Genomic DNA, 13,161 nt, shown 5'->3' with positions numbered 1-13,161 from the left:
ACTATTTGTCATTTTTATAACCAATTATACATTTAAAAAAAGATTTAAAATACTTTCGCATACTATATTTTTTTAAAATTGATCCATTTTTGTAAAATACCTTTGCATTGCATTTTACATTGATAAGCAAGTTGTGCCAAAACTTTTCTTCTATAATAATCTTCAGGGTTTTATCATCTATAAAAATGGTTCGATTATTTGCTTCAAGTATCACAGTAAACACATCATCCATCTTATCTATTTCAACAGCTTTTCCTAATACAATATTTGTAAATGATTTGATTTGATCAGTCTTCAGAGAGCAATTTAAATTATTTAACATTTTTTTTCTTACCATATTTGCAACCTCAAATTGCCTTGTTGATTCTGTTTGTCCTGGATGTAACCGGTATTGAAGTAAATATAGTGGCAAATTATGCAGTGTATGTTCTTTTGACAATTCAACCCATAAAGCATAATCCTCTGCTTTATTATAGGCTTCTTCATAGTTAATATGTTCAAAAACTGTACTTCTGAATATTACCGAGGGATGAGCCAAGGCTGAATCAAATAATAAATAAGATTTAATCTGTTCATGCCCTACGGGATATTGCCACTGCTCAACATTATATCCAATAGTCTTTACCCATGTTCCACAGACATCAATATCCGGATTCTCCTCCATAAACTCCACCTGCTTCTTAAACCGCTCCGGCAAACTGATGTCATCCGCATCCATACGGGCGATATATTTCCCTTTAGCAAGGGCAATGCCTTTGTTTAGCGTTTTAACGATCTGCAAGTTCTCTTCATTTTTCACATAGACGATTCGAGGGTCATCATATGAGAGGATGATCTCTTCTGTCCTGTCAGTGGAGCCATCATTTAAGATAATAAATTCAAAATCAGTATAGGTCTGGTGTAGAATACTGTCAATAGCTTCATTGAGATACTTTTCTCCATTATAGACGGGCATCACAACAGAGATCATTGGCGTATTCATAGTCGTATCCATTCTTTCGGGACAAGATCGTTGGTATTAATGGTAGTATCATTGAACCACTTTTTAGGAGCCACTACGATCTTGTCTTCATTTTGATTAAGCCAAGCACCCCACCAGCTGAATGAACTATTGGCAATAATGTTATGTTTGCATTGGCTCATAAGATACATCTCTTCATGGTCAGGTGTATCTTTGTCCAGCGATACAAAAGTAATATTTTCAATAAAATTCAAGTTCTCTTTAGCCCAATCAAGATCATCACTGAAAATGAAAAAATGCGTCGGATGACTATTGCTCTGGAGATAGCGTACAGCACCTTTGTAATACTCCAAAGAACATGTTCCGTGAACACTGTTTGTATGTGCATTTGACACATAATCCCCGCGTCTGATATGTAAACTGACAGATACGGATTGATTGATTTTTTTTTCATAAGCTCGACTTTCTTGATGAAGTCCATCTTTTAAAAGAAACTCTTTGAGTAGCGCGTCTCTGTAGTCTAAAAAATACTTCTCACTTTGCCAGTATCCTTGAAAATAGACGTTGTCTTTTAGTTCGTACACATGTGAGTCATAAGAAAAACCAGATTCCTTATAATAATAGCTAGAAAGAGGGCGCGATGTTCTTTGTAGCTTTCGAGCCACTTTTTTAAATAGTGTTTCTTGTTCATACTTTAGCTTATCAATCTCATCTATATCAGCCAAATCTAAAGAGATATTATAGAGACTTAGTTCATATTCACGTAGATCATAGTTACTGAAATCTTCAATGTCTAATTTTACAACCGCATCAGTTTTGTGTGCCATAGAATAAGCAAAAGCATATTGAAACATTTGGTTTCCTAGGCCACCTAAAATATTGATTATAATCACATGAATTTCTTGATAAATGATTTAACTTTAGCAGGCAATTTTGACCATACTTTTCGAGCGATTGATTTTATAAAATAATTTCTATTCTGTTTAATAGGATATATTGATTCTACAGGAGGCAACTCTGTATAATGATGCAACTTTTCTAAAAATTTATTTTTTTCATTTGATGTACACGATTCTACAATATAGTTGATGTGTTTAATTTTATCCGGTCTTTGTCCATACCACTCTTGATACTCAATATATCTAAGTATATTGTCATCAATTGGACTTGGTATAAAAATACTACAATCAACACTAAGATCAACTAATTTTCTGTTTTCTATTACATTCTCAAAAAAAGCAGGTTTGATTAAAAGTTTTTGGTATGTAGGTAAAACCTCATATAAATCAAATCTAAACTCAATTTCACCTGTATCCGTATGGATAAAATCAACATATCTTTGTCCATTCATGTTTGACATAACAATTTCAAGCCCTTTTTCAATATACTGATTTCCTACATTTAAAATAACTGTAGTCATTTTATCAATGTCATAACAAAATATATCGATATCAGAGCCTTTTTTATAACTAGGCAAATCCTTGTTTGGCTTGATAATACAATATATTTGATGATTAAATTCCTGAAAGAACTTATCTAAATCTAAAATCATTCTATTACCTCACCTACAATTATTTTTTTCATATCTCGCGATAACAGAACAGAAGCACGATGAAGACCATCTAAAATCAGATAATCATTATTGACTTTTTTAACGACTATATATGCATTACAATAATCATTCTGTAAATATTCCAGTTTATCTGACAAAGCAATCAATCGCTCTGGATAATAATCTTCTGTCAATACTCCACCAATATATTTATCAATATACTCTTTGTAAATTGATATATCTTTAGTTAAGCCTTGAAAGTGAGGAGAGTTCATTATATTAGTACTTGTTGTAGAGCAATCATATCTATTCTTACCTACTGCAATATTACAAATAAGCGCATTAATAGGAATTTTTTTTATCTTCAGCTTATTTATTTTATCAATATAATAAGGTAGGGATAAATACTTATTTCTACTTTGAAATATTTTAACCCCTTCTTTAAAAGAAAGATATTTGAGAATGTAGTCTGTCTGTAATTCATTGTCTGATGCATGAATTATATGGTTTTCAGTACGTTTTCCATCTTTTCTAGGATTATACTTATCTCTTATTTTTTCTTTTAATTGTTTTAAGCTTAGAGATTCTTCATGTCTAAACGAACCTTCCCCAAGATAATCAACGTCAGGATTTTTATTTTCAATAAATAAAAATATAACTTCTTCCGGTGTTTTTTTTAAATATTTCGTTTTTGCTTTTAAATGCTCAAAAGGTGCATAATCATATGAGTAGATTACTTTTACAAGCTTATTAATAGATTTTGGTTTATGAAAAATAATTTTTTTTATATTAAAATCAGGAGATTCCCTTATTAATAAACGTATCTCTTCAAAATATTTTATTCCATGTCCCCAAATTAAAATATAATCTATTCTCTTCATAATAATTTATTTATGCTCCACTTTATAGATGGTGCGATAATTCCTACTCTTTTGTCTTGCCAATATTCTGATATAGTAAAACGATTTTGAATTTCAAACCCTATGGAAATGCTTTGGTCGTTTAGAGGGTTAAATAACCATTCTTTTTTATATATTGACGCATCTAATACTAAAGTATAATTACCTTCATTTAAATATTCCAGAGGTATTTTACTTGTAAATATATATACTCCTTTTCTAATTGAAGAACTTTTGTATGATGAGTCATCAGTAAATAAAGATCTATATAGGTAATGATTTGAAGAATCAAATAGACTATAACCAAGTGTTAAGTCCTTAATATCTTCTGTCACCTGTATTTTGATCATTGCCAGGGCTTCATTTATATGTTTTCGATTAATAATTGATAATAGTGACTTATCCTTATTTACTATTTTTAACTCTAATGGTATAATACTTTTTTTATACTTTTTTTCCTTATTTTGCCAATACGATGCAGATTCTAGTGTGTAAGTTTGATTATACCTTCCTATGACTTTTTCTGTATCTCCTACAGAAATAATTTTACCTGCATCCATATAAATAACTTTATTACAAAGCTTTTGAATTTGAGACAAGTTGTGACTCACAAATAAAATAGTTCTACCGTCCTGGCTAACTTTTTGCATTTGGCCAAGACTCTTTTTTTGAAAAGCTGCATCTCCAACCGCCAAAACTTCATCCACCACCAATATTTCTGGTTCCAAATGCGCCGCAACCGAAAAAGCCAGACGAACGTACATCCCACTGGAATAACGCTTGACAGGCGTATCTAAAAACTTTTCCACCTCTGCAAAAGCAACGATCTCATCGAACTTCGCTTTTATTTCTGCACGGCTCATACCCAAAATAGCACCGTTTAGAAAGATATTTTCCCGTCCTGTCAGTTCTGGGTGAAAACCTGTACCTACTTCCAGAAGACTGGCGATGCGTCCGTTGATGTGGATCTTCCCTGTGGTCGGTTCAGTAATGCGTGAAAGAACTTTAAGCAGCGTCGATTTACCTGCACCGTTACGACCGATGATACCGACTTTGTCACCCTTGTTGATCTCAAAGTTCACATCTTTTAATGCCCAGAACTCTTCAGTGCTTTCATCATCAGCTTTTTTTTCTGCAAAGGGGTTGAGTGATGTGATGATCTTTTTCCCGCTGTTCAGGAGCACATCCTGAAAAGTTTTATACGGCTCCTGTTTCTCATGCTTAATGAGGTACTTTTTGCCGAGATTTTCGACTTTAATGGCGATGTCAGAATGGCTACTTGGCATAATATCCTCCCGTTTTCGGTGCACCGCGAAACTCTATTTTATCTTCATCTTTAAGTTGCTTTATCCACCGTTCTATATTTTTTACAGAAGTATTTAATTCCTTAGCAAAGAAAGGAGTCTTTTTATTGGGTGTTTTTTGTATGAGAGTATACAGTAATTTTACTCCCTCATTTACTCCCTCATTTACTCCCTCACTTACTCCCTCATTTACTCCGACATAGTCTTTCTTTTCTTTATAGACAGTAACCCTAAAACCTTTTTGAATCTCCTCAAACTTTGGCTTAGGAAGACGATGTTCTTTGCACAGCCTTTTTATTCTGTCTATGCCTGAACCATATTTTTCTATGAGGCCACATTCTTTAAACATGAGCGCGATCAGCTTGTTTCTTGTTTTTGAAATATAATTATTGCTTTTCAACTCTTCTATCGTCAGATCATCATACAGACCACCCGGGTTGAAAAACTCTATACGATCATCAAATATCTTAATAATACTGTCACTACTGTCACGATAGTCCCTGTGTACGATCATATTGAGCACGATCTCCCTAACCGCTTCCAAAGGGTAGTCATAACGCTCTTCCCTTTGTGGATTTCCCGTAATGATATACTCCACCATAAAATGTTTTCTAAGAAAGACAATGAGTTCATCGATCTCTGTAAAGAGATCCGTGTTGAGAGAGATACTGTCTATAATGTCTGTGGGGGTTTTAAATCGACCCGCCTGAACACCCGAGATAGCATTAAAATCTTTAGAAAAAAGCAGGTATGCGCCAAAAGTGATCTTGTCATCTACGATCAGGCCGTATTTTTGCAGTATCTGCATAGGCGTGTCATGAAAGATTTTACCAAAATGTCTTTCTATTTTCTCGATGAACTGTTCTACTTTTTCTAGACTTATATCATTCAGACTTTGTCGCTCATCGACATAGTAGTCCCAGGAACTGTTTTTGGTCTTCAGGTATTCATTGGCAATCTCTTCCATGTTCATCACATGGTTGGAGTTCTGTCTTCTTAGCAGATATCTGTTTTTATAGCTTACCGGCTTGATGGGGTACTCTTTAACATCAACAACAACGATTTGCTTGCCGTCAATCTCTACAACATCCATGTCCGGGATAACTGACGGAGAAGTGTTTTGCTTTACCTGATTGATCCAGCTTTGCAGACTCTCTTGCTTGAGCTCAACACCCATAATCTCACCCTTGTCACTAACCCCAATAAAGACTTTACCGCCCTTGGCATTGGCAAAAGCGACGATAGACTCTATGACTTCTTTTTGAAAAGAACGTTTGAATTCTGTTTTTTGTCCTTCTCCTGCTTTAATTTGTTTCAGTATCTCTTGCATCTAGATCACATCCGCAAAAGTTTTTTCTGTTTTTCTAAAATGGTAAATACCTAAAATACAAAGAAAAGTTATCATAACAATCGACATCATCAACTCTGTCATATTAAAAGCCGTTCTTCCTCCACTGATCGCCCACCTGAAACCATCTATGACACCTACCATCGGATTCAGGTAATAGAGCAACTGAAACTTTTCGGGTACGATCGTGGTACTGAAACCCACCGGAGAGATATAAAGCCCGAGCTGCACGATAAAAGGTATGACAAAACGGAAATCCCTGTACTTTACATTCAGTGCTGCCACATATAACCCTGCACCCAACGCTGCAAAAAAAGCCAATAGTAAAAACAATGGCAAGGTCACTATTTGCCAACCTGGGAGATACTGATACCACAGCATCAAAGCGATCAGTATCACAAAAGAGATCAAAAAATCCACCCCTGCAACTATAACCGACGCAGCAGGGATGATCAATCTGGGGAAATAGACTTTCGAAATAAGGTTACTGTTACCGATGAGACTGTTACTGGCATCAGAAAATGCCGTGGCAAAAAAAGTCCAGGGAAGCATAGCTGCAAATACGAAAATGGAATAAGGCACCCCCTCGCTTGGCAATTTTGCAATCTTTCCGAAAACCACAACAAAGATCATCATCGTTAAAAGCGGACGGAGTACAGCCCATGCCACACCAATAATGGTCTGCTTATATCTTACCGCGATATCACGCCATGCCAGAATATAGAATAGTTCACGGTAGCGCCACAGATCCATCCAGTAGTGGCGTTCAGCCCTGCCTGCTTCTATAGTAAACTCAAAATCCCTACTATTGTTTTTCATTAATCTCTTTATATTCTATATTTTGTTTAAATATTATATCCAAAACCTAATTATTTTCTCTTCTTCCTACGCCTCATTAACCAATACACCAAACTGCCACCAAGCACCAACCCGGCCAAGACCTGCACCCAGGCACTCAGAAGAATGGTTTTGTGAATAATCGCATGGTGAACCTTGTTGTCAATCCTGACTCCTGCGAATTTGGCAGTATGTACCATGAGAGAGACGGCGAGGTCTTCGCTTGGCATCTCCTGGTGACAGCTGAGGCAGACGCCTCTTCTGTCAAGTTTGCTTCGCGTTTCGTTGTCAAGTGCCTGAGAGAGTTTCCAGTGGTCTCCTACGGTCTGTACCTGGGTACCGTTCTCATCAACAAAACGGGAGAGATCGTCTTTGAGGTTGGGAATGCCCGGCATCTGCTCATCCGTTCTGTTCGGCAGAACCGTTTTGTCCGCACTCATCAGGTCTACGATGGTCGTTTTGCTCTGGTCGGCAAAGTATTTTCCGCCCTCTATGCCGTAACCCAGTGCTTTGGCGGAATCATGGCAGGAGGTACAGGTTCTTGCCTTTTTGGTAATGGTATGCGGGTTGACAGGCGACATGACAATGGAGTTGACACCCTCTTTGCCTCTTCCCTCTTTGTTGGGGATATTGAAGATGTGATTGTGTAGTTTTGCTTTGCCGTCCTTGCCGATGACCGTCAGGATGACCTGACAACCCGGGATGACAGGAGAAATCCTTCCCTCTCCGTTCTGTGCCAGGGCAGGATTTTCCCAGCGCAGGTAGGATCGCGTCTCGGTCACTTTTCCGTCAACCAGAAAGTCCTTAAGGTTGTGCACTTCAGCCGTCACACCGTTGTGATGGCTTGCAGAAGCGGCCAGATAGTCTGGGTTCTGCTTACCGCCGCTGTAGTCTATCTTGACATGACAGCCGTAACACTGCGGTGCCCAGGTCGCGTGGCAGGTATAGCACTCCAGCCTGTCCGTATGTGCCTTGATCTGGTCCATCGCCACCAGCCCTTCTTTGGAGATCTTGCCCTCTTTTTTGAGCAGTTTGAGCGGTTTGAGCGTCAAATCTTTCCCTGAAGCCAGATGCATGACCACTTCATTGCCTTTTCTAATGGCTTTGGGAAGCGGGTTTCCGCGTGCAGAGAGCAGGAAACCATCACCCTTGTCTTCGGGAACATACCCCTGCTCCAGGTATTTGGCCAGGGTATGCCCCACCCCTCTGGACTTACCGGTCTTCGGTGTGGTCTTGAACTCGTCACTGTAGCCAAGCGGCAGTTCCCACGGGTATTTGTCCGTCGTTCCGTGGCAGTCCTGGCACTCGATCTCCACGGCACCCAGGTTTGCTCCCACATTAAAACCGTCCCCGTGATGATCAATGGACGTGTGGCAGTCCTGACAGAGCATCCCCTTGGAATAGTGTATGTCCTCTTGCAAATGCAGGTAACGCTTGGTATGCAGCTTGGGCTGCCCGTTCCCCTGGGCATCGAAGTTGGCCTGATACTCCGTTTCCATCAATCCCTGATAGCTCACACCGATACGCTTTCCTCGGTTGTGACAGGTCGTACAGGTCTCCACCGGGATCCCGGAGTAGGTCTTGTCATGGACTTTCACTTTTACCTTTCGTGAAGACTGGATAGCGTGTACCAGCAGGTGGCCGGAAGCATTCTTGTCAATGGTCGGGTCATTCCCCTCATAATACCCTTCGTTGGAGTAGGGAATATGGCAGGAGGAGCATCCGATCCCCCGGAAGTCTCCCCTTCTTTTACGTCCTTTGCCGCCCGTATGGCACCTGAGACATTCCTGCCTGAGATAGGTATAGACAGAAAGTGTAGGATCTTTCTCTATCTCCTCCGCTGTAGGTGCAGGGGGCAGTGCTTTCATCTTTTTCGGAAAGCCCTGCGGTTCTTTGACACTCAGTTCTTTCATATACTTGCTGTAAACATCCGTACCGATGCGTTTGTGTATGTTTTCATTACCGAAGTTGCTGTGGTTGTGGTCATACCCGTCCTTGGCACCAAATCCCCACAGGGCGCCGTGGATCTTTCCGGCTTCAGTTGCCATAAGATTGTTCCACTGTGCCGCTATCTGCTTCTTGTGGCACATCCCGCAGGTATTTTCGTTGATCCACGGGCTTCCCGGATCCGGGTAGAAAGCTTTGGGGCCTTCATTGTCTTTAAAGTACTCCGGTGTTCCTTTATGCGCCTTTTCCTTGGTCGATGCCTCAGGATTTCCACCGTGACAGACCACACAGTCATTGCCTCTTATATCGGCTTCATCCGCCTTGGCAAAAATCTTATCCATCATTTTGGATTTGTGGTCCCTTATATGCTCAATCCCCTGGTGGCATTTGAGACAGCTATTCGTCTCTCCTGCTGCCACCACAATGGTCAGTACACTTAAAAAATAGAGTATTTTTTTCATTTTTTTAATCTCCTGCTATAGAAGACGATTATAGCAAAAAGTTTTTAGCTTCAGAGGATTCTTACCGGTTTATGCTATAATTTATGATTTTAAAAAGCTAAAATAGGGCACCTCCAATACCCCTTAATGAAAGAGACTACATGAACAAACTGATATTCCTTGGATTACTTACATTTCTGACCTTTTCGCATGCCCGCATGGTCAATGCGGTCGCACTTACAGTGGACGGAGAAGCAATCACTACCAATGAGATACGGAAAGTACAGAAAAAGGCCGGTGTATCCCGTCAGCAGGCGATCGACCTGCTGATACAGGACAGACTGCAGAAGGAAGCGATGAAAAACATTAAGATCTCTGAAGAGACCATCGATGCCAAGATCGCACAGATCGCGAACCTCAACAATATCAGTATCCCCCAGATGCAGAAAATGCTCAAAAAGCAGGGAACCAGCTGGAGCAAATACCGTGAGTCCATACGGCAGGCATTGAAAAAAGAGCGCTTCTTCAAAGAGAAGGTTGCAAGGACCATTCACTCTCCAAGTGAAGAGCAGCTCAAGCTTTATTATGAAACCCACAAAGAGGCATTCGTTATGCCGACTTCGATCCAGATGACAGAATATTCAGCCAAGTCGGAGAAAACACTCCAGAATTTTTTACGTACAGGAAGTGCCAAAGGTATCAAAAGCATTTCTGCATCCAAAAAGACAAAAGGAATGAACCCTGCCATGCTCTCCATGCTGCTCTCCACACCAGACGGAAGATTTACCAAACCGATCAATGCCGGCGACAAATGGGTTGTTTTCAAAGTCAACGGCAAACAGGGGAAAAAACTCCTTCCTTTTGAAGAAGCACGCAATGCCGTGGCAGCTAGATGGAGACAGGAGCAGCAGAATCAGGCGTTGAAGGATTACTTCTCCAAAATGAAGACTGAAGCAAAAATACACGTTATTAGAAAATAATCGCCAAAAGGAAGAAGAGATGGGACTGAAACCGGATAAATGGATACGGGAAAAATCACTCAAAGAAGAGATGATCATACCTTTTTGTGAAGGACTGGTAGGCGAGGGAGTCGTCAGTTACGGACTGAGTTCCTACGGCTACGACATCCGTGTCTCGAATGAGTTCAAGATTTTTACCAATATCAATGCCGAGGTCGTTGACCCCAAAGATTTCAACGAGAACAATGTGGTCGATTTCAAAGGCGATATCTGCATCGTGCCTCCGAACTCTTTTGCGTTGGCACGTACGGTCGAATATTTCAAGATGCCTAAAGACACACTGGCGATCTGTTTGGGGAAAAGCACCTATGCCCGCTGCGGGATCATCGTAAATGTCACACCTTTCGAACCTGGTTTCGAAGGACACATTACGATCGAAATATCCAACACGACCCCACTTCCTGCAAAGATCTACGCCAATGAAGGGATCGCCCAGGTCCTTTTCCTTGAAGGCGATGAGCAGTGTGAGACGACTTACTCAGACCGTAAAGGGAAATATCAGAGCCAGACAGGGATCACTCTGCCAAGAATCCTGAAAGAACAGTGATTCTTTTTGGATGCCCATAGGCTAATGCTTTCTATCTCTATTAAGTAGCCTTTTATTCTCTTTTGTGCTACAATGCCAAAAATTTCTTATATAAAGTAAGTATTGAATGAAAAATCTAATTATCGTCGAATCACCAGCAAAAGCACGCACCATCAGCAGTTTTTTGGGCAAGGACTACAAGGTCATCGCCTCCAAAGGACACATCAGAGACCTTCCTAAAAGCACCTTCGGTATCACTATCGATGATGAAACAGGCAACCTTATCCCCAAATACTCCATCCCCAGAGATGCCAACCCTACGGTCAAAGAGCTGAAAAAACTTGCCAAAGAGGCCGAGACCATCTATATCGCGACCGATGAGGACCGTGAGGGAGAAGCCATCGGCTACCACATTGCCAAAGCGATCGGCAAAGAACCTACCGAGCTGCCGCGTATCGTCTTTCACGAGATCACCAAATCGGCCATCCAGCATGCACTCGAGCATCCCAGAAAAGTAGATATGGACTCGGTAGATGCACAACAGACACGCCGGCTGCTTGACCGTATTGTGGGCTACAAGCTCTCACCACTGCTTGCCAGCAAGATACAAAAAGGGTTGAGTGCCGGGAGGGTACAGAGTTCTACACTGAAGATCGTAGTCGACAGAGAACGTGAGATCAAAGCCTTTAAGCCCGAAGAGTACTGGACCATTGATGCCCTGTTCGAAAAGAAGATCGATGCCTCCATCTATGACTACAACGGCCTCAAGATCGACAAACTGACCATCAAAACAGATGCGGATGCAAACGAGATCGTGGCCTCTGCCAAAGGTGAATCTTTTGTGGTCTCCTCCATTGAAAAGACCAAAAGAAAGACCAAGACACCCCCTCCATTCATGACCTCTACCCTTCAGCAGGCAGCCTCTACACAACTGGGCTTCTCACCAAAAAAGACGATGATGGTCGCCCAGAAGCTCTATGAAGGAGTGAAGACGGACAAAGGGACTATGGGTATTATCACTTATATGAGGACTGACTCACTCAATCTTGCCAAAGAAGCGGTTGACGCGGCACGTACACATATCAAAGAGACCTACGGCAACAAATACCTTCCCGCCAAAGCAAAGCATTATGCAAGCAAATCCAAAGGAGCACAGGAGGCACACGAAGCGATCCGCCCTACCCGTGTCGATTTTGACAGTACCCAGGCAGCCAATTTCCTGGGTGCCGACGAACTCAAGCTCTACCGTCTCATCTACAACCGTTTTCTTGCCTGCCAGATGACCGAAGCGGAACTTGAATCACAGACCATCCTTTTCAAAGGAGAGAAGTGTACCTTCAAAGCCAGCGGAAGAAAACTGCTTTTTGACGGTTTCTACAAAGTGACGGGATACGGTGAGAAAGACAAACTGCTTCCCGAACTGAAAAAAGGACAGCCCGTCTCTCTCGATGATATCAAAGCGGAGCAGCACTTTACCGAACCGCCCCCGCGTTATAACGAAGCCAGCCTGATCAAAAAACTCGAATCTCTAGGCATTGGCCGTCCAAGTACCTATGCCCCTACCATCACTATTCTTCAGACACGGAAGTATATCGAGATAGAAAAGAAGCGTATCCACCCTACAGAGATCGCATTTACCGTTATAGAGATGCTTGAAAAACACTTTCCGGAGATCGTAGACAGTAACTTTACTGCAAATATGGAAGAGACACTGGACAAGGTAGCCGAAGGCAAGACCGACTGGCAAACCATCCTCAAAGAGTTCTACACCCCGTTCCTTCAGAAGATCGAAGAAGGGAAAAAGAGTATCAAAAGCCTCAAAGTGGCAACACCGACTGGCGAAAACTGTCCCAAGTGCGGCTCCGAATTGTTACTCAGAAAAGGTCGCTACGGGGAGTTCATTGCCTGCAGTAATTTTCCCAAGTGCAAATACACCAAAAATACAGATGGTACTGAAGTCGAACAGCCCGAAGAGACCGATGAAAAATGTGAGAAGTGCGGCTCACCCATGGTGATAAAAAATTCCAAAAGAGGGAAGTTTCTTGCCTGTTCTGCCTACCCAAAGTGTAAAAATGCCAAATCACTCACCCCACCCAAAACATTGAGTGTTCCCTGCCCGGAATGTGGAGGGAAACTTCAGGAGAGAGAGGGAAGACGCGGCAAATTCTTTGGCTGTGAGAACTATCCCAAATGCAAGTTCATCGCCAATTTCGAACCTGTCGACAAAAAATGCCCCGAATGCGGTTACACAATGGGGAAAAAGACACTGAGAGGCAAAGAGGTATATGAGTGCTTCAAGTGTAAACACAAAGAAGAGGTACAATAGCC

At 41.2% G+C, this 13,161-nt stretch carries 11 protein-coding genes; 3 read left to right on the top strand and 8 right to left on the bottom strand.

All coding sequences use genetic code 11. The features are described 5' to 3' along the window. Position 1: 1 nt before the first annotated feature. From YH65_RS11155 to YH65_RS00985, 8 genes are read right to left on the bottom strand one after another with little or no spacing between them, the layout of a single operon-like run. Entirely contained in the window at positions 2 to 982 is a 981-nt protein-coding gene (locus YH65_RS11155) for a glycosyltransferase family 2 protein (protein ID WP_052746042.1), read from the bottom strand. Then, the gene (locus YH65_RS01015; RefSeq protein WP_046550247.1) at positions 979 to 1,854 is read right to left on the bottom strand and encodes an alpha-1,2-fucosyltransferase; all 876 of its coding nucleotides are present in this window, start codon (positions 1,852 to 1,854) and stop codon (positions 979 to 981) included. The genes YH65_RS11155 and YH65_RS01015 overlap by 4 nt, the downstream gene beginning before the upstream one ends. After that, positions 1,851 to 2,513 carry a hypothetical protein gene (locus YH65_RS01010; protein ID WP_052746040.1) on the bottom strand — a complete coding sequence of 221 codons (663 nt, stop codon included), beginning with the start codon at positions 2,511 to 2,513 and terminating at the stop codon, positions 1,851 to 1,853. Before YH65_RS01010 ends, YH65_RS01015 begins: the two co-directional genes overlap by 4 nt. Continuing rightward, positions 2,510 to 3,394, bottom strand: a complete 885-nt coding sequence (locus YH65_RS01005; protein WP_046550246.1) for a ParB N-terminal domain-containing protein — start codon at positions 3,392 to 3,394, stop codon at positions 2,510 to 2,512. Before YH65_RS01005 ends, YH65_RS01010 begins: the two co-directional genes overlap by 4 nt. After that, positions 3,391 to 4,698, bottom strand: a complete 1,308-nt coding sequence (locus YH65_RS01000) for an ABC transporter ATP-binding protein (protein ID WP_046550245.1) — start codon at positions 4,696 to 4,698, stop codon at positions 3,391 to 3,393. The genes YH65_RS01005 and YH65_RS01000 overlap by 4 nt, the downstream gene beginning before the upstream one ends. Further along, on the bottom strand, positions 4,688 to 6,046 hold the full coding sequence (locus YH65_RS00995) for an ATP-binding protein (protein ID WP_046550244.1): 1,359 nt from the start codon (positions 6,044 to 6,046) through the stop codon (positions 4,688 to 4,690). Before YH65_RS00995 ends, YH65_RS01000 begins: the two co-directional genes overlap by 11 nt. After that, complete coding sequence (locus YH65_RS00990) at positions 6,047 to 6,883, bottom strand: ABC transporter permease (RefSeq protein WP_046550243.1); 837 nt, start codon at positions 6,881 to 6,883, stop codon at positions 6,047 to 6,049. 50 nt (positions 6,884 to 6,933) lie between these two features. Continuing rightward, complete coding sequence (locus YH65_RS00985) at positions 6,934 to 9,309, bottom strand: multiheme c-type cytochrome (protein ID WP_046550242.1); 2,376 nt, start codon at positions 9,307 to 9,309, stop codon at positions 6,934 to 6,936. 140 nt (positions 9,310 to 9,449) lie between these two features. Between YH65_RS00985 and YH65_RS00980 the strand changes: the two genes are divergently transcribed. From YH65_RS00980 to topA, 3 genes are all read left to right on the top strand, one after another. Further along, positions 9,450 to 10,268 (top strand): peptidylprolyl isomerase, encoded by an 819-nt coding sequence (locus YH65_RS00980; protein ID WP_046550241.1) that lies wholly within the window; start codon positions 9,450 to 9,452, stop codon positions 10,266 to 10,268. A 19-nt stretch (positions 10,269 to 10,287) separates the two neighbouring features. Then, positions 10,288 to 10,854, top strand: coding sequence for a dCTP deaminase (gene dcd, locus YH65_RS00975; RefSeq protein ID WP_046550240.1), 567 nt, complete (start codon positions 10,288 to 10,290; stop codon positions 10,852 to 10,854). Between the two features lie 106 nt (positions 10,855 to 10,960). Beyond that, positions 10,961 to 13,159 carry a type I DNA topoisomerase gene (gene topA, locus YH65_RS00970; RefSeq protein ID WP_046550239.1) on the top strand — a complete coding sequence of 733 codons (2,199 nt, stop codon included), beginning with the start codon at positions 10,961 to 10,963 and terminating at the stop codon, positions 13,157 to 13,159. The last annotated feature ends 2 nt before the right edge of the window (positions 13,160 to 13,161 follow it).

Origin of the sequence: Sulfurovum lithotrophicum (genome assembly GCF_000987835.1) — a bacterium.
Classification (GTDB): Bacteria; Campylobacterota; Campylobacteria; order Campylobacterales; family Sulfurovaceae; genus Sulfurovum; species Sulfurovum lithotrophicum.
The sequence above is the reverse complement of the archived record's forward strand: the minus strand, read 5'-3'. Positions and strand labels throughout refer to the sequence as shown.

What these genes read in the sequence shown, in the direction of transcription:
- YH65_RS00980 (WP_046550241.1), top strand. Translation starts at nt 9,450, where the DNA reads ATGAACAAACTGATATTCCTTGGATTACTTACATTTCTGACCTTTTCG.
- YH65_RS00990 (WP_046550243.1), bottom strand. Translation starts at nt 6,883, where the DNA reads ATGAAAAACAATAGTAGGGATTTTGAGTTTACTATAGAAGCAGGCAGG.
- YH65_RS00995 (WP_046550244.1), bottom strand. Translation starts at nt 6,046, where the DNA reads ATGCAAGAGATACTGAAACAAATTAAAGCAGGAGAAGGACAAAAAACA.
- dcd (WP_046550240.1), top strand. Translation starts at nt 10,288, where the DNA reads ATGGGACTGAAACCGGATAAATGGATACGGGAAAAATCACTCAAAGAA.
- YH65_RS01010 (WP_052746040.1), bottom strand. Translation starts at nt 2,513, where the DNA reads ATGATTTTAGATTTAGATAAGTTCTTTCAGGAATTTAATCATCAAATA.
- topA (WP_046550239.1), top strand. Translation starts at nt 10,961, where the DNA reads ATGAAAAATCTAATTATCGTCGAATCACCAGCAAAAGCACGCACCATC.
- YH65_RS01005 (WP_046550246.1), bottom strand. Translation starts at nt 3,394, where the DNA reads ATGAAGAGAATAGATTATATTTTAATTTGGGGACATGGAATAAAATAT.
- YH65_RS11155 (WP_052746042.1), bottom strand. Translation starts at nt 982, where the DNA reads ATGAATACGCCAATGATCTCTGTTGTGATGCCCGTCTATAATGGAGAA.
- YH65_RS00985 (WP_046550242.1), bottom strand. Translation starts at nt 9,309, where the DNA reads ATGAAAAAAATACTCTATTTTTTAAGTGTACTGACCATTGTGGTGGCA.
- YH65_RS01000 (WP_046550245.1), bottom strand. Translation starts at nt 4,698, where the DNA reads ATGCCAAGTAGCCATTCTGACATCGCCATTAAAGTCGAAAATCTCGGC.